Source organism: Flavobacterium marginilacus (assembly GCF_026870155.1).
GTDB classification, from domain to species: domain Bacteria; phylum Bacteroidota; class Bacteroidia; order Flavobacteriales; family Flavobacteriaceae; genus Flavobacterium; species Flavobacterium marginilacus.
In genome coordinates this window covers 3,757,972-3,779,743 of the sequence record NZ_CP113975.1, presented here as the reverse complement: position 1 = coordinate 3,779,743, position 21,772 = coordinate 3,757,972, and the positions used below count along the sequence as shown (strand labels likewise).

Genomic DNA, 21,772 nt, shown 5'->3' with positions numbered 1-21,772 from the left:
TGTATTTCAGAAAGTTTTAATTACTATTCAATTACAGGATTTGTTTCTTTTTTCTTTTTCTTTCGTCCCCACCAAATCAAAAATCCAGTTATAGGAAGTGAAGCGCAGATTAAACTAAGAATAAATGCTAAAATTTTTCCAGGAAATCCAAAAATTGCTCCAACATGAATGTCATAATTTGCTGCTACTGCTTTCTCTCCTAAATTTTTATCTTTATGCGAATGAACATGAAGTAGTTCGCCCGAGTTTTCATCGAATATCAGACTGTGGTTAACATGATACGAATAAGACAATTGTTTGACAAAAACGGAATAATTTGGATGTTCGTGATCATCAATGTGCTCGTGGCCAAAATCCAAACTGTACGCAAAAGCATCTGGATATAATTCTTCGACTTTTTTGCCGATTTTGTCTAGAGTGTAGTCATTTCTTGCTTCTAAAGGAGCTTTGGTTTTAATATGTGAAAAATCAGGATAGGCTAAACTTCCGCCGGAAAATGTAATATATAGAATGGCTTGGATAAAAAAGAAAGAATAAAATAATCCTGTAAATGCTATCACAAAAGCTAATGAAGAAGCATAAAATCCTAAAATGTTGTGCAGATCATAATTCTTTCTTTTCCAGTTTTTTACTTTACTCCATTGAAAAGAAAAACGCTGTTTTCGGGCATTCTTGTTTTTTGGCCACCAAAGAATTATGCCTGAAATGAGCATAAAAACGAATATCAATGTCGGTATGCCTGTAACATAGGTTCCCCATTCGGATTTTAGCAAAAAGCTGTAATGTAACGATTTAATAATGCTGAAAAAATCCGCAGTTTCATCGTAAACACCCAGAATTTTACCTGTAAAAGGATTTACATAAACGGATTTGTAAACTACATATTCATCAAAGAAATTCCATGCTTCGGTATTGTGTTCGTAGTAGTAAAAAATATAACTTCTGCTTTTATCCATTGGAATATTTGCCCAATGCACAGGATATTTTTCCTTGGTAAATGCGTTTACTTTATCTTCCAGAATTTTTAATGGAAGTATTTTTTTGGAAGCTATATTTTGTTCTTTATGAAAAATAGCATCTTTTCGAAGATAATTTGTGATTTCTTCCTGAAACACATACAGACAGCCGGTGATAGCAATGATAAATACCAAGAGACCCGTTGATAGTCCGAGCCATAAATGCAGTTTTCCGATCGTTTTTTTGAACTTACTTTTCATTCGCAATACGTTAAAAAACTCCCCATCGAAATGAGGAGTCTGATTAAAAATCAATGCTAATTTCTAATACTAGAATTTATAAGTTAAACCAGCATATACACTTCTTAAACGTTGAGGCGTTATTGTTGACCAGCCTGAATAATATTTTTCATTTAAAAGATTATTGGCTTTTAAAGAGATACCGAATTTACTGGTGTTGTATGAAAGTACAGAGTTTAGTATAGTGTAACTTGGTAATTCGAATGTCCCAATATTTGACCTATTTAGAGTTGCATATTCACTAGCATAGTTCCCTCCAAATCCAAGAGCAAATCCTTTTAAACTGCCTTCAGGAAATGCATAATTTGCCCAAAAATTTATCAATGTTTCTGGACCTGCTTCTTCTGGTCTCATGTCTAAGTATCCTGAGCCTTCAAACACTTCATTTGTCATCTCACTTTTGTTGTTGCTAAAACCTGCAATTAAGTTTAAACCTTTGGTTGGGTTAGCAGTAAGACTAACTTCAAAACCTCTGCTATATACGGCTCCGCCTTGTATAAAGTTAGTAAAGGTGACAGGATCAGTTATTACTTTGTCTTTTACATCAATATCATAATAACTTATTGTTGCAGAAATGATGTCTTTGTATAAATTCGTTTTTAATCCAAATTCAAATTGATTGGCATGTTCAGGATCAAATGATCTCACACTTGTTTCACTGCCAATTGTAATCTGTTTTGGCAATACATTAGTAAAACCATTCATATAGTTTCCAAATAATGAAACCTTATCTTCAATTACTTGATACACTATTCCAAGTTTAGGAGACAATGCTGTTTGATCATTTGATTCGTCTCCTGTAATAGATTTAAAATTATCAATTCTTAAACTTACCATTGCAGAAAGACGATCTGTTACATTAAGAACATCTGAAGCATAAGCACTTAAAACTTGTGTTTCGGCCGTTGAATTTCCTTGAAAAGATCCTTTTAGTATTCCGTCAATACCGCCTTGAGTTAAATCTCCGGTATCAGTTTGGTCTTTAAGTGATACTACTCCATTGGCTAACCAGCCAGAACCTCCACTTTGGATTTTTGAACCAAAATAATCCAGTCCAACTACTATTCGATTTCTTAGAGAACCGATTTTGAAATCACCAATAAAGTTCTGCTGAATGTCAGTAGTATTGGTTTGGCTGTTTGCTTCATTAACGAATCTGCCAAAATGATCTCCATCTCCACCATCCCAAAGATAAGAACCATAACCTTCAGATTTAGTTGTACTTCTTGATAAAGCTGTTTGCGAAGTCCATTGGTCAGATATTTTATAAAACATCTGAGTCTGCATATTAAATGAAGGGTTGCTAATCGTTAAATCATTTGAAGTATATGATTTTTTATAATTTTGTTCGAATAAATCCATAGAATGGAATGATAGAGGAACATATCTATTTAAGAAAACCATTGGAGCATTTGCTGAGTTTCTGCTTGAAAATTCAGTATTTACTAAGAATGATAATTTGTCATTTACTTTATAACTCAAAGAAGGAGCAAAGAAAAAAGATTTACTGAATCCTGCATCCTGGAATGAATTCTCATTTTGATAAGCGGCATTAAGGCGAACAGAAAATCCTTGGCCTAAGGGAGCATTTATATCTGTCGTAACTCTGTCAAGCCCATAAGTTCCCGAAGTGTAACTTATTTCACCTCCAAAAAAATCATATGGTTTTTTTGTTACAATATTAATCAGCCCGCCGTAAGAGATTAAGCTGCTTCCGTATAAAGTTCCAGACGGTCCTTTCATTACTTCAATATTATCAACATTTATAGGATCTACTGTTGCATTTGTTACAGCTGGCAATCCATTTGTCATTGTAGGCTGTACTGCAAAACCTCTCATGCTAAAATACTCAGCGCCATCAGTACCACGGCCTGTAGATTCCCAGAGACGGGTAATACCTGTTGCATTTTTAAGAGCATCGTTAAGGTTTGTAACCACTTGTTCTTTCAATAATTCACTTGTAACGGTGTTGTAAACTTGTGGGTTTTCAATATCCTTTAGAGGCATTTTGGAAACGGTAGTGCTTTTTTCTCTTTTGTATTTGTACTTGTTGGTGATGTGTACTTCATTTAACTTACTTATGCTGTCTTTAGCAGTTTGCTGGGAATAACCAGCTATTGAAAAAAGCATAATGGTGGAGATTAAAATTACATTCTTCATTTTTATTTAGATTAATTTAAAATAACAGCGCAAATGTAAAAATTATACTTAATTTAACAATGTTTATTTAGATTAATTACAAATAAAAAAGATAAGTATGTGATTTACGTGTGTTTATAAAACAAAAAAACCTTACTTTTTGAGGTAAGGTTTCTTTTTTTGTAAAATTAAGACTGTTATTTTTCTGACTCAGCCTTTTTCATTCCGAATTTTTCTGCGCTTGGTTTGCCTAATTGGACTCCCGAAATGGAAGCAACAAGACTGTCTTTGCTTATTTGTGTATAAATGATTTTTTGAGGATAATCGTGTTTTGGATTTTCAAAAACCAATTGTTTTTCAGTTTTGGACGTTAGTCTAAAAGGAACTGCTTTGTTTTCGTTCTGTCCCTTTACAGTGGCGTTATAAAATAATTCTTCTCCTTTTTGCTGCAGTGTTATGGACTCAAAATGCAAGGTGTCTTTTCCTTTAATGAAAAATGATTCTCCTTGAAAAGTACTGTCATTGACTTGTTTCCAGTTTTCTGAAAGATCGCCGTCATCGATTTTGGATTCCCATTTCCCTAATAACCAATTGGCAGATTTTATTTGGTCTTTCTCTGCAGTTTCAGAGTTCTTGCAGGAAACAATGGCTAATAAAAGAAGTGTTAGAGTTGCTTTTTGAAACATATTGTGAGTGTTTAGGTGTTATTTTGGATATGCTAATTTATGAAAAATAGTTTGCGTTCTAAACCGCAAAGGGTACAAAGAATTATGCTAAGTTCGCAAAGCTTTGCGTTCCTTGCGCTTCCTTTGCGTTCCTTGCGGTTAAATAAATCTAAACACTTTTCGTTAAAATGTCGTAAACCAATTCTTTCGTTGGTTTTTGATCTTTTAGTTTTGCTCTGACTTCGTCAAAAGTTACTTTAAAATCACAGCCGGATTTGTACTCACCACAGCCATAAGCGGTTTTTCCTTTCAGAATAGTTCCTTTTTTACATTTTGGGCAGGTCAATGAATCTGAATCGGATGCTGTTTTAGCTTTTGGTTCCGTTTTCTTTGGTTCTAATTTAAGTTTATAATTTTCTTCAAAACGGATTAAGCCTTCAACGGTTTCAGAATCTAATTTGAAGCCTTTTATATTTACAGTTGATCCTTTTTGGACCAACCGTAAATATTGGTTTTCGGAAATTTTTTTACCTTCAAAGACATACGGCATCACAAAATCACAGCCCGATTTGTATTCACTGCATCCGTAGGCCGATTTCCCTTTTAGGATATTTCCTTTCTGGCATTTTGGGCAGGCTTCCGCCAAAATTCCATCGGCTTTCTTTTTTTCGGCTTTTACAGCTGGTTTATGAACCGCTGCAGCATGTGAAATATTGGCGCGTCTGGTCTCGCTCCGCACTTCATAGATCAGAGCTTCGACCATGTTTTTCATGTTTTTGATAAATGCACCAGCAGTAAATTCGCCTTTTTCAATATCTTTCAGCTGCTTTTCCCAAGAACCGGTAAGTTCTGCCGATTTTATTAATTCATTCTGAATGGTTTCAATCAGCTGAATTCCGGTTGGGGTAGGTAGTACCTGTTTTTTGTTCCGGACAATATACTGGCGTTTAAAAAGCGTTTCAATAATGTTTGCCCGAGTTGACGGACGGCCAATTCCGTTTTCTTTCATCAGTTCTCGCAGGTCTTCATCATCTACCTGTTTGCCCGCTGTTTCCATGGCGCGCAGTAAAGTAGCTTCGGTAAACTGATTGGGCGGTTTGGTCTCTTTCTGCAGAAAGGATGGCTGGTGCGGACCTTTTTCCCCCACAGTAAAACTTGGTAATATATCGGCTTCTTTTTCTTTGGCATTCGGATCTTCGAAAACTACGCGAAACCCTTTTTTCAAGATTTCTTTTCCGGTGGCTTTAAAAGTAACATCGGCCGCTTTCCCAATTACAGTCGTATTGGCAACCAAGCAATCGTCATAAAACACAGCGATAAAACGCTTCACAATAATATCATAAACCTGCTGCTGGTTGTACGGCAGATTGTTTTGCACTCCCGTTGGAATAATTGCATGGTGGTCTGTTACTTTTTTGTCGTTGAAAACCTTCGGAGATTTTTTTATTTTTTTTTCTAAAACCGACTGAGTTAATTGACTGTAATTCGTCAGATTTTTTAGAATTCCTGGTACTTTTGGGTAAATGTCATTTGGCAGAAAAGTCGTGTCAACTCTTGGATACGTAATTACTTTTTGTTCGTATAAAGTCTGCGCAATCTTGAGTGTTTCTTCTGCCGAAAAACCAAACTTCTGGTTGCAGTATACCTGCAAACCCGTTAAATCAAAAAGCTTTGGAGCATATTCGTTACCATTCTTTTTTTCGACAGAAACAATTTCGAAATCACTTTCCTTAACTTTTTCGGCCAGAATTTCTCCATCTTCCTTTTTTAGAAAACGGCCCTCTTCATAACTGAAAAGTGTTTCTCGGTATAAGGTCTGCAGTTCCCAGTAGGGCTGTGGCTTAAAGTTTTCGATTTCTTTAAAACGGTCCACAACCATTGCCAGCGTAGGTGTTTGTACGCGTCCGATAGATAACACTTGTTTGTAACCGCCGTGTTTTACAGTGTACAAACGAGTGGCATTCATACCCAATAACCAGTCACCAATGGCTCTGGAAAATCCAGCATAGTATAAATTGTCGTAATTGGCGGATGGTTTCAGGTTTTCGAAACCCTCTTTTATGGCTTCTGTGGTTAGGGACGAAATCCAAAGGCGCTGTATCTCGCCTTTGTATTGCGCTTCGTTCATCACCCAGCGCTGAATGAGTTCTCCTTCCTGTCCGGCATCCCCGCAGTTGATGACCACTTCGGCTTTGTCAAACAGACTTTTTATGATTTTGAACTGTTTTTGGATTCCCGAATTCTGCACCACCTTGGTTTCGAATTTTTCAGGAAGCATCGGCAGATTGTTTAGATCCCAGCTTTTCCAGTTGGGTTTGTAATCATGCGGTTCTTTTAAGGTGCATAAATGCCCGAAAGTGTAGGTCACCGCATAACCATTGCCTTCGTAATAGCCATCGTGCTTGGTATTGGCACCCAAAACGGATGCAATTTCGCGTGCTACACTTGGTTTCTCGGCAATACAGACCTTCATTTTTCTCTTCTTAATTTGAAGGCGAAATTAGGAATTTAGAATTTGGTATTGAAATGAATTTTTTATTGAGTTGTGTAAGTTATTTGCGAGGAACGAAGCAATCGCATTTAGTATATCCGTTTCAATGATTTGCTGTTTATAACTATTTTTTATTTCTCAGTTCGGTTTTTGCGGCTTTTGATCAGAGCGTAAATTGAGAATACAAAAATTATTAAGTATAGTGCGTCTAACAGCGGTTTTTGAAAACTCATATCTTCAAAATTAAAATGCTTGAACAATGCCGATCCTAAAATAATTGCTACTATGGCAAATGCAAATGACGGTATTTTTTTATTTTCCATGGTTTTAATGTTTTGTTAGTAAGTCAATTGATATTCCTATTGCTAATGTAAGAATAAAGAATGTTATCATTCCCAATAAATAACTGATTAATGCTTTGGAATAATTAGTTATCTTATTTTCTTCGAAGAAATTGCCTGTTGCCCATACTAAATAAATCATGCCAATCATTCCTGCGAGGCTCAATAATTTAAAATGAAAAACGCCTTCTATAATGGCAAAAAAAGCAAAAATCAGCATAGAAATTCCCATTGTAAAACATAACATTATGAGTAGTTCAAAAAAGTTATAACCATACTTTTTGAAGAACACTTTTAGCCAAATTGCAATGAATGTGCCAGTCAAAATATTCATATATCCATAATTTGCCTGAAGCCAGCCTAAAATTTTGACAAATGCAGATTTATCTAAACCTTCGTATTTAATATATTCATCTTCAATGTGAAAAAAATGGCTTATGAGCGTATAAATTAAGGATGTTAAAATTATGAAGATAACCGGTTTAACCAGACGGCTTCGGTTTTCGGAAATATAGTTTCTGATATTTTGTCCTGGATTTAAAAAAAGTTCTTTGATGGTGAATAAAATACCGCGGTCAAAATGTAAAACGTGCTCAATTTCGTGGCTAATATAATGTGCATCAATTCTTTTTAGTTTTGACGGCTGTCCGCAGTTTGGACAAAAGTTGTGATTTATCTCGCTATTGCAGTTTTTACAGGTCATTTTGTTTTTAATTATCAGGTAATTATTTTAAATCGGATTCGGATGAAGATTTTCTTTATCCAAAAAAGTGAAAGTTCCAAGCAAAAAAAGCGAATCGTTTTTAATTTCATTTTACACTTTTGTGTAGTTTTTACTACTTTTATAAAATGGAAAATGAAAAACACTCATTGCTCAACAGAAACAAAATAAAAGCAGTCACTGATGAAGACAAACTTCAGCTGAGCAATTATTTGGAAGTGGTAAAATCTTTTGCAAAAATAACGTATCAAAGTGTTTATGTGATCGATTATGAGAAAATGAAATTCGAATATGTTTCAGATACTCCTTTGTTTTTATGCGGTTATTCATCCGAAGAAGTACTTGAAATGGGGTATGAATTTTATTTTAAAAATGTTTACAAAGAGGATTTAGCGTTATTGAACACAATCAACAATGCTGGATTTGATTTTTATGATAAACTGCCAAATAATGAGGAGCGAAAATTATACAGTATTTCGTATGACTTTCATTTAAAAGGGAAATACAATAAACCAATTCTCATTAACCATAAATTGACACCGCTTTTTCTTGATCAAAAAGGGGCAGTTTGGAAATCATTGTGTTTAGTGTCGGTTTCTCATAATAAAAATGCTGGGAATGTTATTATAAACAAAGAAGGCTCGGCAGTTTTTTGGGAATTGGATTTATCAAACGAAGTCTGGATTGTAAAAGACAAATCGAAACTTAAAGACAAAGAACTGGAAGTACTTCGTTTGTATGCCCAAGGATTAACGATAAACCAGATTGCCGAAAAAATGTTTGTTTCACCCGATACGATAAAATATTACCGAAGAAAGATTTTTGAAATTTTTGATGTTAAAAATTTTACCGAAGCACTTTCTTTTGCGATAGATAATAAGATTATCTGAATTTTGAATCCAATCTTGGCTGTTTTTTATTTGATCAATTCTAAAATTAGTGTCAGTATTCCAATTATCAGACATAAAGGAGAAAAATATTTTGTGTCATTTTTGCCAAATTTGGCCAGCTTGATTTTTTTGAAAAAACCAACATAATTAAAATCTCCAATTGCCCGCAATGTAAAAATTCCTGCAATAATCCAGAGCCCGAATTTATAAAGCCATTGTGGTATGTCATGCCTATGTATTTAGCCGAACGAGAAAAGGGGGCTGGGCAATTGTACAGAGTCCGATTTTGAGTACCACCATCACTTTGAAACGCCTCAAACACCGTGGCTATCAATCCTTAACCGATGTTTACATCGAACTCAACCCATCTCTTTGCGAACCGCCGAGTACGTGACGCTCGGTGGTGTGAGAGGCGCACACCGTTCCTTTAGGGGCGGATCCGTCTACTCGATTAGCAGTAGTAATTTTACGCTATTTTTTCAAATAATTCATAAGAAATATTGAATCTTTTTTAAATATTATATTTGAAAATTCTTCTTGTTTTGTGCATATTTTTCCAATTTGATTTAAATTTAGACGTGTTGCTTTTAAAGAATCATTTTGGATTTGTTTTAACAAAGATTGAAATAGAAAAAATTGTTTGTTTTCATTGTTTGCAGATGGATACGCAAAAGTTATTGTTTTTCTATTTTCATATGTTATTCTTATATTTTTCGATAATCCACAATATAGTATTTGCTTTGAATTCTTAAAGATAAAATCTTCATCATTTTTATTTTTGCAAATTGCAATTATTGAATCTAATAAACTTTTGCGTATTCTCATTTGACAATTATCAATTTTTTTAGATGTTTCTGATTTGAATAAAGTTTCTGCAAATCCATTTTTGTTAATGCTCGAATAAGTTTGAAAATCTCTTGCATTATCAAAATAAGTTAATATTTCAATTTCTTTTATTTGAGTTGAATTTTCACAACTAATCAAAAAAAGAGAAGATAATAATATACAAAACATTCTACTTAAGACTGAATTTTCTCTCATTTCGTATGTTATTCTAACTAACGTTTTTGTAAATATCTAAAAACTAAATTGTTACAAAGTTAAAATCATCGACTTTGAATTGATGTTTTTCCATTTGTTTTTGTATTCTTCTTTGTACCGCTAGTTTTCTTTTTTCGTCTAAATATAAGTAATTTTCCGGATTATAGTAGGAGGTGTTTTTTACAATCATATTCCAAATGATTATACCTAATTTTCTTGCTGTTGCGCTTATGGCAGATACTCTTCCTTTTCGAAAATTAATTCGATGAAAAAAGTCTCTCAGAGGTGTTGATTCTTTTAAATTTCCGATGGCATTGGCAGCATTCCTCAGGGCTATTTTCAAGCGGTTACTCCCTTTTGGCACGCGAGAACTGAGTACTTTTCCGCCACTTATTTTATTGTTCGGAGTAAGTCTGAGCCAGCTTGCAAATTGTTTGGCTGTACCGAATTTTTTAATCCCTTCTAACCCCACTTCGCTCATTAATGTAAGTAAGGTTTGATGGCTGAATCCTTCTATCTTTAATAAATCTACTCCTTCGAAGTATTGATAGCCAATGAGGTTTAAATCAATATTTTTAGGTGTATTTTTATTAACTCTTTTATGAACTTTCGGATCCGTGTAATGTTGCTTTTTATTGTTGCTGCTGTCAATCTGGTCTTGAAGTAATTTTTTTATTTCTATATCGCAGTCTTTGATCTGATTTTGCAGATTTTGATACATCTGGTATTCCTGCTTTAGGGCAAATAGATAATCTTTACGGCCGTTGCTTTGGAGTGCTTTTTGCATTTCTGCTTCACTTTTTTTACAGTTTCCGTTTCTCAGGGAGGCTAATTTCTGAGAATCAGTTTCGCCATTACAAATGGCTTCTATCATCTTAAGTCCTGTCAAACCACAAATATCTTTAACAATTATATCCAGACGAAGGTTGAGTAAACGAAGGTATTTTTGCATTTTCTTGCTTGTGTCAGCAGCAACATCAATTAAACCGGCTCTGTGTCGGCAATAAGTTCGGAGTTGTTCAGTTTGTAAATCTGGCAAAAAACTTCCAGATAATAGGCCTATGGAATGTAATTTTTGTATCCATTGGCAGTCTTGTACATCGGTTTTCTTTCCTTTGATGTTTTTGGTAAATTTTCCATTGCACAATATCACTTGAAAACCATCGTTTATCAAAACAGCATATAATGCTTGCCAATAAGTGCCTGTACTTTCCATTGCTACAGTTTGGATGCCATTTCCTTTGAGCCAATCTGATATTGCTTTGAGGTCTTCATTATAAACACCAAACTCTCTTACGTGTTCTTCTTTTTGACCAATAGCTACAAAATGACTCCTGCTTCCGATGTCTATTCCTGCTGCTTGAGGATTGACAATCTCCATCAAAATTTGATTTTGTTCTTTCATTCTGATTCTGAACATTTAAATTAAAAAAATACTCAAAGAGGAAGTTCTTTCGGATAAATAAAATATTCTAATCGGGGTTACAAAAAAAATGTACCACCACTGGAGGTATCACACACTTCCCAACCAGGATTACACTCGTGCTATTACGCAACAGTTTACAAATCGGCCTTGCAATGAGCGTAGCTAATTTATGTTTTTTTGATTTTTTATGCAATGGCCGTTAGCTTCGGGAGGTAAGGCAGGCGGACTATGAGGGATTACCACCAACGTGATCGGGCTAGGCGAAGTGCCTTCTTTAGCCCGCTTCACTAATAATTGCTAAAATAGCCAAATTTTTTAATTTGTACTATTTTATCCATAGAAGCGGAAGGCATTTTGCTTAGCCCGTGTTATGCGTAGTTACTGATCTATTTACAATCTATATTTTTACTCAGTAACGGAGTTGGATAGACTATCTTATCTTTTCTAACCGCAATCAAAATCAATGAAACCAAATTATTTATTGTGCTTAGCAAACCTGCTAGGCGAAGTTAATAATGGGCTTTTAGGGCTCTATTTTTTTGTGATTTTAAGTTAGTGAAACTAAATGATTTATCCTATGTATTGACTTTGTCATTTATTTTTAATAACTTAGCCAAGTCTTGTACGTTGTCAAACGTATTGAAAGTGAACTTTCTACGATTCCCAATCGAAAGACTTGAAGCCTAAATGCTTTATTCTTTAAAATCACAAAAAAAATATCCCGAAAATTCATTGTGCAAGAAACTCCGTAGTCTACTGCCAATTACGCATAACGTTCCCTTGCTACAAGAGGTTTGTGATTAAATTAAGCCTTATTTTCGGATTTGCCAAATTTTCCAAGTACAAAACCATCTTTAAATTCAGCCTAATGCCCAAATCTCGTGTAACGGCTGTTGTGCGATGTTTTTTAATTCTCAGTCCACCAATTTTCAGCTTCACTCCAATTTTCAATCACTTCAGATGCCCTAAAGTTAAAAATATCTTCAGTAATTTCGGTGTTTTCATAATTATACCAATAATCATTTTTATTCTTTTCACTACCTAATCGGTGTCCATTAAAAAATGATATGTTTTTATTGTCAATATTAGATTTTGCTATTTCAACTGCAAATTGGGCACCAAACTGACTAAAAAGAAACCTTAGTAAATGAACATCATTGTTATTATTTCTTTTAAAATTCGGGAATGAACCTTTAAATCCTTTGGCTCTTAAAAAAGGAATTGTAATTTCTTTTAATGCTTTAGTTATTTTTTCTCTTTTTTCTTTTCTAGCTTTATTGTACAAGTTAAAGTGATGCTGATTTTTTGCGTTTATCAACAAGATAGATATGTTTTTTAGCTTTTCAGTATTTAAATGCTTTGTAAACGATTCATTTTCAATCACAATTAATTTTTCTTGTAAATTAATTGGATTATCAATTGATTCAATAATAGAGAAAGTTATAATAGAAATTAGCTTTTTATAGTCTTCAATTTCATTTTTAGGTTGAAATATATTTAATTGCGTTTCTAATATTTCCTCTACGGACTTTGAAATTGCATTTATGAATTCATTTATATCTAACATTTTTTATGATTTACGGCGGTTCAAAATATCGCACAACGTTCCCTTGCTACAAGAGGTTTGGGGTTAAATTAAGCCTTATTTTCGGATTTGCCAAATCTTCCAAATACAAGACCATTTTCAAATTAAGCCAAATGCCCAAATCTATTGTAGCAAGTGTTACCTGCTGTATCTTTTTAGCGGAATACTAATCACAGAATCTTTAGCATAGTAATTTTCAGTTTCTGCGTTGTATTCTTTCAGTAACATTTTTATAGTTAGTTTTTTGTCGTTATATTTTATTTTGCTCTTTTCGAATTGTAGGTTTTCCTCAAATCTAAATTCTCCAATTTTTTTCTCAAAAAGCAAGAATTCATTTTGAGTAATTTCATATTGACAGCAACCTGCTAGCAATCCACTATGAACTTTATAAATTTTAATATTTTCATCTTGAAATCTAACGTCGGGCGGTGAGATGAAAAACACAAAAAATGAAATTAAGATTCCGCCAAAAATTCCGTCAATTAGTATTGAAAAGAAAAGTAAAAGGGGAGAAATAAGATAAAACAAAAAATAAAACGCAATTTTTTTAAATGGTTTAAGATTAAAGAAAAACAAAACTATTCCGGATAAATAAAATAATATTTTGACAAATAATGTAATTCTATAATTTAAACTTATATCAAAAGAATTTCCACATAAAAAATTTACAATTAAGAACGAAACTGAAATTATATGAAATTTTAGAAATGTTTTTCTCATTTTGGTTATGTGATATAGCAGGTAACGTTCCCTTGCTACAAGAGGTTTGGGGTTAAATTAAGCCTTATTTTCGGATTTGCCTAAACTTCCCAAATACAAGACTATTTTTAAATTAAGCCAAATGCCCAAATCTCTTGTAGCAAGTGTTATAGGGCGGTTGTTTTTGTCGAAATTACGGTTTTTCACCTAAAACTTTCACGCTTCTGTTGGCAAAATCCAATTTTTGCGTTTCTGCTTTTCGGTTTATTATTTTCAATTATTTACTTTTCAAGTTTCTGTAGACAAGTTCCAACTTTCACGCTTCTGCTTTTCAAGCTTTCACATTTCCATTCCAACTTTCAAGTTTCCGCATTTCCATTCCAATTTTCACGCTTCTGCTTTGTAAACTTCCTGCGGAAACAAATGCTTATTTTCAAATTGTTTTTATCTGCGTAATTTCGGCACAACTGCCCTATAACGTTCTGGCGCTACACGAGGTTTGGGATTAAGAATGCGTAATCTTTCGGATTTGCCAAATTTTCCAAGTACAAAACCATTTTTAAATTCAGTCAAATACCCAAATCTCTTGTAACGGCTGTTAGGCGTTCGCTTTTTTTCGTGTAATTAATTTCTACTTATAAAATTCATCTTGTAGTTTCGTAAACTCTTTTTTTGAAAATTTAAATTCTGAATTCGAAAATGGACTTAATTGATTTAACATAAAGCTTTTAACTTGTTCGCTTCTAAGTACGTCGTAATAATGTCCTTTAACTAAATCATTGTCATTTTTATGTTTATTCAATATTTTTCTAATATTTATGTAATCTCTTTCGACTAAAGTTTTAAAAGCAATACAGCGTAACAAAGGAATTTCACATTCTGTGATTTGTATTAATTCTTCTTCAGTTAATTCGTTACGAAATACTTCATATTTTTTGTTTTGTTTTCCACTTCGATTAATTTCAATATTAGTGAGTCTAAAATCCCAAATTATATTTTTAACTCTTTCATTTTTAATTATTTCTTTTAGAAGTATAGTTGGTTCAAAGCTTTTCTCTTTTTCCACTTTCTTTGCGCAGTTAAGAAACAATAAAATCATTAAAATCAATAATATTCTTTTCATTTTTCAATTTGTTATATTGAAATTACAAAATGTATTTTCACGATTTCCGCTAAAGTGACGCCTAACGTTCCCTTGCTACAAGAGGTTTGGGATTAAATTAAGCCTTATTTTCGGATTTGCCAAAACTTCCCAAGTACAAGACCATTTTTAAAATTAAGCCAAATGCCCAAATCTCTTGTAGCAAGTGTTAGTGGTTGTGCTTATTGCCATTTCTGATTTATATTTTTATTCCACAATCTTTTTGCGTAATCTCTGTAATAATTTGGGGCTTCATTAAATGCTTTGTCAAAAGTGTAATTTCCACCATAATATTCTTTATCCGAAACTTTTACACGATTTTGACCTCGCATTGCTAATTTTAATTTTTCTTGGTACATTATAATTTTCATTTCGCAAGGACTTACATCACCGGTGCATGCGGTTTTGTACATTATCCAAATTTCGCCAATTCCGTCATTGTTTAAGTCTGTAATAGTCAATGTGTTTTTCAAGAAACTAGCTTCAATATCGACAGGACAATCCTTTACGAAATCGTATATTTTCCAATTCTGTTTAATACCGCTTTTAGAACGAATGTAATGATATGCGTAAATTTCAGAATCACGACCGTCATTTTCTGAGTTTTTGGTTTTAAATTCTCCTGTTTCACAAGTCAAGACAAAGTTTTCGCCTAATTTGTCATTCCAAGTTATTACGTTTTTAACTTTACCGTTATATTTAACTTCTTTTGGAATTTTGTTTATATCAATTTTAGTAACCGCAATTTTATTCTGTCCGATAATTTTTAAAGAACAGAAAACTAAAAAGAAGATAAGTTTTGTTTTATTCGGTATTTTCATAAAGTTCTTCATTTTCTAGCATAACCACTAACGTTCCCTTGCTACAAGAGGTTTGGGATTAAATTAAGTCTTATTTTCGGATTTGCCTAAACTTCCCAAATACAAGACCATTTTTAAATTAAGCCAAATGCCCAAATCTCTTGTAGCAAGTGTTGGTGGCAGTAATATTAATTATTCTCTTAGTTCTGGGTATATATCTAGCATAAAGAATCGCGTCATCAATCTTTCTTTAATTGCATCATTTTGATCCACAATTATACTTCTGGCAAAGTCTTTAATCTTCTTGGATGACCAATCCTGATATTCTCTAGTTTTTCGGAATTCTTCTTCTACTTGCATAAGTCTTTCTTCAATGCGTTCAGGAGTTAAATGATTTTGTTCATAGTTGTTGTAGACTTTTCTGAAGGCAAATTCAGTATTTTGGAATCTAAATTTTGAAGCATTTGGTGCATTTTGTCTATGTAGAGCAGTTTCAGCGACATTTAGGTCTAATGTATTAAGAAACTCAAAATAGAAGTTTGTAAAGTCTGCTAAAACTTCATCTTCATCAACCTTATCGAAAGGTCCAACAAATCCCCAAAAAGGAGCTTGAAGTTTTGGAGATATTGCGTTGTATATGTAGCCACCAAAACATGTAGCCATTGTTAAGAATAAATTATTCTTGCATAGAACATTTAGTTCAATCAATATTGGTTGCAATTCTTCCCAAGTTATTCTTTCGTAACTAGTGAGTTGTAATCCAGTTTTCGAGCCGTGCATTTCAAGATGGATTATCGGAGAAATATTCTCTGATATTACTTTGGTTCTTATACTTGAAATTGCATTAAAAAAATCCTGCTTGGAAACAACGGTAATATGGTCACAGTTAGCTTCCAAATTCTTGTTGGCCATTCCAGGATATATCGCTCGATTAAACAATCTGGTTCCTGTAAGCTCATCTTCTGGACGCAAACTTTCGATAACAAATATGTGTGAGAATTCTAATGGTTTCATTTTAGTGATATTTGTGAATTATTGCCACCAACGTGATCGGGCTAGGCGAAGTGCCTTCTTTAGCCCGCTTCACTAATAATTGCTAAAATAGCCAAATTTTTTAATTTGTACTATTTTATCCATAGAAGCGGAAGGCATTTTGCTTAGCCCGTGTTATGCGTAGTTACTGATCTATTTACAATCTATATTTTTACTCAGTAACGGAGTTGGATAGACTATCTTATCTTTTCTAACCGCAATCAAAATCAATGAAACCAAATTATTTATTGTGCTTAGCAAACCTGCTAGGCGAAGTTAATAATGGGCTTTTAGGGCTCTATTTTTTTGTGATTTTAAGTTAGTGAAACTAAATGATTTATCCTATGTATTGACTTTGTCATTTATTTTTAATAACTTAGCCAAGTCTTGTACGTTGTCAAACGTATTGAAAGTGAACTTTCTACGATTCCCAATCGAAAGACTTGAAGCCTAAATGCTTTATTCTTTAAAATCACAAAAAAAATATCCCGAAAATTCATTGTGCAAGAAACTCCGTAGTCTACTGCCAATTACGCATAACGTTCTGGCGCTTGTAGCGGTTGGGGAATAAAGATGCGAGGTTTTTCCATTAAACACAAACTTTTCAAGTACAAAACCATCTTTAAATTCAGCCTAAAACCCCAATCGCTACAAACGGCTGTTATGTGCTGGTTTTATTTACAGCCATTTGATTCCGCAATTAATTTGCCTTTTGTTAGACTATCTGTGACGAAATAAATGAATGACCTTGAATCTTCATCTTCTGTTTTTAATTTTGGATTTTTGACCATAATTTCAAATGCTATTTCCCTTTTCGATAGTATTTTTTCAATATCTATTCCTTTAATATTATAGTTATTATTTAAGTTTCGAAAATCTATGAGATTATTCAACAATTTACCTTTTTGTTTAATTTCAACATAATTTGAATCTATAAATTCAACATATCCCTCTTTTGGAATATATTCAGTTATTTTAATAGATTCAAAGTAATATCCTTCAGATAATACTTTGATGATTTTAGTATTATTATCAAATTCTAAATTATGTCTTTCGGGACAAATCCAACAACTTTGAAATAAAATGATTAACAATAGTAGCAAAATTTTTTTCATAATTCTTTTTCGTTGCGTTCTGTCAAACTAGCACATAACGTTCCCTTGCTACAAGAGGTTTGGGGTTAAATTAAGCCTTATTTTCGGATTTGCCTAAACTTCCAAGTACAAGACCATTTTTAAATTATGCCAAATGCCCAAATCTCTTGTAGCAAGTGTTACTGGAGGCTTGTTTTTGACCGAAATTATGAATTTAACCGCTGACTTTTCACGTTTCTGTTGGCAGATTCCAACCTTCACGTTTCTGCTTTTCGGTTCGTAATTTTCGGCTTATTATTTTGCTCTTCTATTTTTATTTTCGATTCCAATTTTCACATTTCCGCTTTTTAAGTTTCTGTCAGCAAATCCAACTTTCACGCTTCTGCTTTTCACATTCCAATTTTGACGTTTCTGCTTTTCGGTTTGCAATTTTCGGCGCAACGTTTTTCGGTTTTCTGCTTTTTCAAATTCCAATTTTCACGCTTCTGCTTTTTAAATTTTCTTGCGGAATCAAAACGCCTATTTTCTAATTGTTTTCTTCTGCGTAATTTCGGCACAAGTCTCCAGTAACGTCCCGCCGCTACACGAGGTTTGGGATTAAATTAAGCCTATTTTTCGGATTTGCCAAATCTTCCAAATACAAGACCATTTTCAAATTCAGCCAAATGCCCAAATCTCGTGTAACGGCTGTTAGTGGCTGTTTTTTTTAGTTTTCGTAGCTCGTTATTACTTCTGTTTTATATTTTAAATTTCGTTTTTTTTCTAGTTCTAGTACATCTGATAAACGAATTATATTCTTAAAATTCAATTTCGCATCATCTTCCCATTTTGCCAACTTAGTGTTGTTATTGAACTCTTTTAGGTTAATTGAATCATTTGCACCAAATTTTTCAAAAGAAGCATCAAGTCGAATTATATCTATTTTTCTATCAGGTCGGAAAACCATATACGCATCCATTGAAGAATTAAATCCACTAAATGAAGATTTAATAAATGTTGAATTTAAAGTGTCTGAAATATTTTGGTGTTTCCCTAATAAAAAATAGTCCTTTGGATAATCTGTAAATCGAGTAACTACTAATCCGTCATATTCGTAATAGATTTTACTTTCTTTTGAACAAGAAACAAGTGTTAGTATGAATGTCAAGAAGATTATTTTTTTCATTAGTATTTTTTTTGTTTGCAAAATAGCCACTAACGTTCCGGCGCTTGGCCTTTACTTTGTAAAAGCATAAATTTTGTAAATTTCTCAAAGGAAAGCAGAAGTGAACTACGCGCTTGGCCAGACTCATGATCCATACCTCGCATTAGTCTTCTGCTCCTCCTTGAGTTTTGTTGAATGGCTTCAAATAGAATGATAGACGACGGGTCTAATAAAGGCTTTAAAGCAAATTCAACTTTTTATTTCACTTAAAATCAAATGTATGAAAAACTATTTATTTTTTGTAGGGATTGATGTTTCTAAGTTAAAATTAGATGTTACTTTTCTTGAAAAACCATTAGGAAAGAAAACATTTCACTTTTTAGTAAGCAATGACGTCAAAGGGATTAAAGAGATTGTAAAGCAATTAAACAGCCGGAAAATTGCTTTGGAAAACGTATTGGTTAGTTTTGAAGACACTGGTGTTTATTCACTTCCTTTGGGATGTTATTTGACTCAGTACAAGATCGATTATTGGATGATTCCAGCCATTGAAATCAAACGCAGTAAAGGAATCTCCAGAGGGAAAACTGATAAAAATGACTCTAAGGATATTGCGTTTTATGCCTTAACACATTTGCACAAGCTACGATTAACACAGCTTCCAGAGTTATCATTAATGGAACTTAAATTACTTTTTACAGAGCGTGAAAAACTACTTAAAACCCTGCGTATCATAGGAAGTACCAGTGAAGGAATCGGCTACATCCCCAAAGAAGCTATGGATGATGTTTTAAAAATTAACAAAGTAGTTGTTAAACAGCTTCAAAAAGCAATCGAAAAAGTTGAACAGAAAATGAAAGAAATCATTCAATCCAATGAGCAGCTCAAATTGCAGAATGAACTCATCCAAAGTATCCCAGGAGTTGGACCACAAACTGCCTTGTATATTATCTTAGTTACCAAATCGTTTCAGTCCTTCGAAAACTGGCGACAAGTGGCTTGTTATGCAGGAGTGGCTCCATTTGAATACAGTTCGGGCAGTTCTATTAAAGGAAGGACAAAGGTCAATCATCTGGCAGATAAAAAACTAAAATCGTTACTGAATATGTGCGCTTTAAACAGCAAAAAACACGACACAGAACTTAAACAATATTACGAACGAAAAGTAGCCGAAGGAAAATCAAAAATGTTGGTTTTAAATAATATAAGATGCAAACTATTAGGACGAATTTTTGCAACCATTAACCGCGGAACACCTTATGTCAACATTAAAAAATTTGCAGCGTAATTTAGCATTTTTTACTTGGATTTTGCCATAGAATGCGAGGTTGCGAGCTTCGGAACCGTTTATTTTCGGTTAAATTAAAAATTTCTTGCGAAACGTAAACTTGAATTTACCACATAATTCGCAATCTCGCCAAACGCCTGTTAGCCGTTCGGTTTTTTCACTTGAAACCTGAACTCGATTAATAAAATACAGCCAATTGGTTAGTTTTAATCGTTTCGTATTTCAAAGAAGGTTTTTTAGGCAGAAAATTATAAGCAATTATTCCAGCGATAAGATTTGACAAAAAGTTGGTAAATGAACGATGTCTAGAATGTTCAACTTGGCAAATATTTTTAAGTTCATCGTTAACCGTTTCTATTATTGAACGTTTACGGAGTAAAATTTTATCACTCATTTCCATCAAACTATTTTTCATATTATTTCGAATACTTGTAATTAATTGGATTCCATCAACAAATAATAATTGAGAGAGTTTCTCGCTTATATATCCTTTATCACCAAATAGTTTTCCGAAAATAGCATTCAAAAAGCCCTCATTTTTCAGTGGCTCTCTATCATCTACGTTGGCTTGAGTTACAGCAAAACTTAACAATTCTCCTTTGTCATTAATGATGATGTGGAGTTTAAACCCATGAAACCAGCCCATTGTAGATTTCCCTGTAGTGGCAATACCTTTAAAAACTTTGTTTCTACTGATTCGTTTGTTTTTACAAACTCTAATTGGTGTTGAGTCTACAAACGAAATGCCTGTGCAATTGCCTAAGCAACAGGTTTTGGCAAAAATTGTCATTGGCAAAAGAACACTTTGCATTAGTTCTAAAAAGCGATTATAAGAAACTGTATTAGGAAATTCATTTTGCATATGCTTTTGGACATAAAAAATGTAATAATGCTTGAAACAGCGAAAACCACTCAAATGAAAAAGTAAATAAATTGTAATTACTTCTGATTTTGACATAATCGAAGGACGTTTGGAAGGTTTTCCTAGCAGAAAAGACTGTGTGGTTTTATCAAAATCTTTGCAAAATTCATCAACAATAGAAAAAATATCTGTAATTTTATCAAAACAAATCATAAGGTAGAGTTTAGTTAAATATTTAATTGTCAGAAATTTAAATATACTAAATTTTACCTTTTTCTACAAAATTTTCAACCAAAATTATTAATCGAGTTCAGGTTTGAAATAAGTTTTGTATTCATTTTCCGAATCTGTCATATCGATTTTTTTCGGCTTCAATTTTGGGTCAAACAAATATATTTGCCATAATTCGTCTTGTCCGTTTAATTCTAAAATTGCATTATTTCCGTTCTCCATTTCAAACTTGATTGTTTTACCATTTTTAATGTTTAAAACATTCAGTTTGTTTTTACGAAAAGTTTCAGTTGACTCATTCAAGTACCACATATAATCGTCAGCTCCAATATAAAAATCTTCCTCACCAACTTCTTTTTTACGTTTTTCAATTTGCTTGTCCGTTGGTTCGATAATAATTGCAGTTTGATTTTTTACTACAATTGTATCGATTCTATTTTTAGAAATTTCAGCATTATCATTTTTTTTAATTTCAACTTTTTTTTCCGAAATTGTTGTTACGCTATCCAGATTGTCTTCTTTGTGATTTACTATTTGGTTACAAGAAATTAATGTAAAAAATGCTAAGAAAACTGATTTATAATTCTTCATTATTTGTTGTTATATCTGCGTTCTACTAAACTGACGGCTAACGTCTTGGCGCTACACGAGGTTTGGGATTAAAGATGCGAGTTTTTTCGGATATGCACAAATTTCCAAAGTACAAAACCATCTTTAAATTCAGCCTAATGCCCAAATCTCGTGTAACGGCTGTTAGGAGGTGTTGTGACACGAACGATAAGCACGGCAGAAACTCTATTCCAATTATCTATTCCAATTGCGCAAAGTTTTTCCGCCTTCCAATATTCCGTTTCAATTTATTTCTGTATTTCCACTTCAAAAATCTTCAATTAAACCTCAAAAAAAATCGACAAAAATTTTCCGCT

21 protein-coding genes are annotated in these 21,772 nt (G+C 33.1%); 2 read left to right on the top strand and 19 right to left on the bottom strand.

The features are described 5' to 3' along the window. Window positions 1–23: 23 nt before the first annotated feature. From OZP07_RS15585 to OZP07_RS15560, 6 genes are all read right to left on the bottom strand, one after another. Window positions 24–1,217, bottom strand: a complete 1,194-nt coding sequence (locus OZP07_RS15585; protein WP_281635823.1) for a PepSY-associated TM helix domain-containing protein — start codon at window positions 1,215–1,217, stop codon at window positions 24–26. A 69-nt stretch (window positions 1,218–1,286) separates the two neighbouring features. Then, complete coding sequence (locus OZP07_RS15580) at window positions 1,287–3,416, bottom strand: TonB-dependent siderophore receptor (protein ID WP_281635822.1); 2,130 nt, start codon at window positions 3,414–3,416, stop codon at window positions 1,287–1,289. 176 nt (window positions 3,417–3,592) lie between these two features. Further along, on the bottom strand, window positions 3,593–4,081 hold the full coding sequence (locus tag OZP07_RS15575; RefSeq protein WP_281635821.1) for a DUF6265 family protein: 489 nt from the start codon (window positions 4,079–4,081) through the stop codon (window positions 3,593–3,595). Between the two features lie 148 nt (window positions 4,082–4,229). After that, window positions 4,230–6,533 carry a DNA topoisomerase 3 gene (locus OZP07_RS15570; protein ID WP_281635820.1) on the bottom strand — a complete coding sequence of 768 codons (2,304 nt, stop codon included), beginning with the start codon at window positions 6,531–6,533 and terminating at the stop codon, window positions 4,230–4,232. Window positions 6,534–6,682: 149 nt separating this feature from the next. Then, window positions 6,683–6,874 carry a hypothetical protein gene (locus tag OZP07_RS15565; protein WP_281635819.1) on the bottom strand — a complete coding sequence of 64 codons (192 nt, stop codon included), beginning with the start codon at window positions 6,872–6,874 and terminating at the stop codon, window positions 6,683–6,685. 4 nt (window positions 6,875–6,878) lie between these two features. Then, a complete protein-coding gene (locus tag OZP07_RS15560; RefSeq protein WP_281635818.1) occupies window positions 6,879–7,595 on the bottom strand; it encodes a DUF3667 domain-containing protein in 717 nt (238 codons plus the stop codon). A 146-nt stretch (window positions 7,596–7,741) separates the two neighbouring features. On the opposite strand from OZP07_RS15560, the gene OZP07_RS15555 reads away from it, so the two are divergent. Then, window positions 7,742–8,503: a response regulator transcription factor gene (locus OZP07_RS15555; RefSeq protein WP_281635817.1), complete on the top strand. Its 762-nt coding sequence runs from the start codon at window positions 7,742–7,744 to the stop codon at window positions 8,501–8,503. A gap of 26 nt (window positions 8,504–8,529) precedes the next feature. On the opposite strand, the gene OZP07_RS15550 is transcribed toward OZP07_RS15555, so the two are convergent. The 11 genes from OZP07_RS15550 to OZP07_RS15495 form a co-directional block, all read right to left on the bottom strand. Then, entirely contained in the window at window positions 8,530–8,673 is a 144-nt protein-coding gene (locus OZP07_RS15550; RefSeq protein WP_281635816.1) for a DUF3995 domain-containing protein, read from the bottom strand. A gap of 301 nt (window positions 8,674–8,974) precedes the next feature. After that, window positions 8,975–9,544: a hypothetical protein gene (locus OZP07_RS15540; protein WP_281635815.1), complete on the bottom strand. Its 570-nt coding sequence runs from the start codon at window positions 9,542–9,544 to the stop codon at window positions 8,975–8,977. Window positions 9,545–9,587: 43 nt separating this feature from the next. Then, window positions 9,588–10,949, bottom strand: a complete 1,362-nt coding sequence (locus OZP07_RS15535; protein WP_281635814.1) for an IS110 family RNA-guided transposase — start codon at window positions 10,947–10,949, stop codon at window positions 9,588–9,590. Between the two features lie 928 nt (window positions 10,950–11,877). After that, on the bottom strand, window positions 11,878–12,537 hold the full coding sequence (locus tag OZP07_RS15530) for a DUF4304 domain-containing protein (RefSeq protein WP_281635813.1): 660 nt from the start codon (window positions 12,535–12,537) through the stop codon (window positions 11,878–11,880). Between the two features lie 156 nt (window positions 12,538–12,693). After that, complete coding sequence (locus OZP07_RS15525) at window positions 12,694–13,083, bottom strand: hypothetical protein (RefSeq protein ID WP_281635812.1); 390 nt, start codon at window positions 13,081–13,083, stop codon at window positions 12,694–12,696. 802 nt (window positions 13,084–13,885) lie between these two features. Further along, window positions 13,886–14,377, bottom strand: a complete 492-nt coding sequence (locus OZP07_RS15520; protein ID WP_281635811.1) for a hypothetical protein — start codon at window positions 14,375–14,377, stop codon at window positions 13,886–13,888. Between the two features lie 200 nt (window positions 14,378–14,577). Then, window positions 14,578–15,216: a M949_RS01915 family surface polysaccharide biosynthesis protein gene (locus tag OZP07_RS15515; protein WP_281635810.1), complete on the bottom strand. Its 639-nt coding sequence runs from the start codon at window positions 15,214–15,216 to the stop codon at window positions 14,578–14,580. Window positions 15,217–15,387: 171 nt separating this feature from the next. Then, window positions 15,388–16,209, bottom strand: coding sequence for a hypothetical protein (locus OZP07_RS15510; protein WP_281635809.1), 822 nt, complete (start codon window positions 16,207–16,209; stop codon window positions 15,388–15,390). A 692-nt stretch (window positions 16,210–16,901) separates the two neighbouring features. After that, window positions 16,902–17,342, bottom strand: coding sequence for a hypothetical protein (locus OZP07_RS15505; RefSeq protein WP_281635808.1), 441 nt, complete (start codon window positions 17,340–17,342; stop codon window positions 16,902–16,904). Window positions 17,343–17,615: 273 nt separating this feature from the next. After that, window positions 17,616–17,795, bottom strand: coding sequence for a hypothetical protein (locus tag OZP07_RS15500; protein ID WP_281635807.1), 180 nt, complete (start codon window positions 17,793–17,795; stop codon window positions 17,616–17,618). Between the two features lie 232 nt (window positions 17,796–18,027). Next, window positions 18,028–18,486, bottom strand: coding sequence for a hypothetical protein (locus tag OZP07_RS15495; protein WP_281635806.1), 459 nt, complete (start codon window positions 18,484–18,486; stop codon window positions 18,028–18,030). A gap of 259 nt (window positions 18,487–18,745) precedes the next feature. Here OZP07_RS15495 and OZP07_RS15490 point away from each other — a divergent pair, with 259 nt between their 5' ends. Then, window positions 18,746–19,753, top strand: coding sequence for an IS110 family RNA-guided transposase (locus tag OZP07_RS15490; protein WP_281635805.1), 1,008 nt, complete (start codon window positions 18,746–18,748; stop codon window positions 19,751–19,753). Between the two features lie 178 nt (window positions 19,754–19,931). Here OZP07_RS15490 and OZP07_RS15485 read toward each other — a convergent pair whose 3' ends face one another. Next, window positions 19,932–20,828 (bottom strand): IS982 family transposase, encoded by an 897-nt coding sequence (locus OZP07_RS15485; protein ID WP_281635207.1) that lies wholly within the window; start codon window positions 20,826–20,828, stop codon window positions 19,932–19,934. Between the two features lie 87 nt (window positions 20,829–20,915). Further along, a complete protein-coding gene (locus OZP07_RS15480) occupies window positions 20,916–21,437 on the bottom strand; it encodes a hypothetical protein (RefSeq protein ID WP_281635804.1) in 522 nt (173 codons plus the stop codon). Between the last annotated feature and the right edge of the window lie 335 nt (window positions 21,438–21,772).

Bases quoted from the DNA above. Each gene is read 5' to 3' on its own strand.
- OZP07_RS15505 (WP_281635808.1), bottom strand. From the start codon at position 17,342: ATGAAAAAAATTTTGCTACTATTGTTAATCATTTTATTTCAAAGTTGT.
- OZP07_RS15540 (WP_281635815.1), bottom strand. From the start codon at position 9,544: ATGAGAGAAAATTCAGTCTTAAGTAGAATGTTTTGTATATTATTATCT.
- OZP07_RS15560 (WP_281635818.1), bottom strand. From the start codon at position 7,595: ATGACCTGTAAAAACTGCAATAGCGAGATAAATCACAACTTTTGTCCA.
- OZP07_RS15530 (WP_281635813.1), bottom strand. From the start codon at position 12,537: ATGTTAGATATAAATGAATTCATAAATGCAATTTCAAAGTCCGTAGAG.
- OZP07_RS15565 (WP_281635819.1), bottom strand. From the start codon at position 6,874: ATGGAAAATAAAAAAATACCGTCATTTGCATTTGCCATAGTAGCAATT.
- OZP07_RS15575 (WP_281635821.1), bottom strand. From the start codon at position 4,081: ATGTTTCAAAAAGCAACTCTAACACTTCTTTTATTAGCCATTGTTTCC.
- OZP07_RS15510 (WP_281635809.1), bottom strand. From the start codon at position 16,209: ATGAAACCATTAGAATTCTCACACATATTTGTTATCGAAAGTTTGCGT.
- OZP07_RS15515 (WP_281635810.1), bottom strand. From the start codon at position 15,216: ATGAAAATACCGAATAAAACAAAACTTATCTTCTTTTTAGTTTTCTGT.
- OZP07_RS15520 (WP_281635811.1), bottom strand. From the start codon at position 14,377: ATGAAAAGAATATTATTGATTTTAATGATTTTATTGTTTCTTAACTGC.
- OZP07_RS15485 (WP_281635207.1), bottom strand. From the start codon at position 20,828: ATGATTTGTTTTGATAAAATTACAGATATTTTTTCTATTGTTGATGAA.
- OZP07_RS15580 (WP_281635822.1), bottom strand. From the start codon at position 3,416: ATGAAGAATGTAATTTTAATCTCCACCATTATGCTTTTTTCAATAGCT.
- OZP07_RS15490 (WP_281635805.1), top strand. From the start codon at position 18,746: ATGAAAAACTATTTATTTTTTGTAGGGATTGATGTTTCTAAGTTAAAA.
- OZP07_RS15570 (WP_281635820.1), bottom strand. From the start codon at position 6,533: ATGAAGGTCTGTATTGCCGAGAAACCAAGTGTAGCACGCGAAATTGCA.
- OZP07_RS15535 (WP_281635814.1), bottom strand. From the start codon at position 10,949: ATGAAAGAACAAAATCAAATTTTGATGGAGATTGTCAATCCTCAAGCA.
- OZP07_RS15555 (WP_281635817.1), top strand. From the start codon at position 7,742: ATGGAAAATGAAAAACACTCATTGCTCAACAGAAACAAAATAAAAGCA.
- OZP07_RS15585 (WP_281635823.1), bottom strand. From the start codon at position 1,217: ATGAAAAGTAAGTTCAAAAAAACGATCGGAAAACTGCATTTATGGCTC.
- OZP07_RS15495 (WP_281635806.1), bottom strand. From the start codon at position 18,486: ATGAAAAAAATAATCTTCTTGACATTCATACTAACACTTGTTTCTTGT.
- OZP07_RS15480 (WP_281635804.1), bottom strand. From the start codon at position 21,437: ATGAAGAATTATAAATCAGTTTTCTTAGCATTTTTTACATTAATTTCT.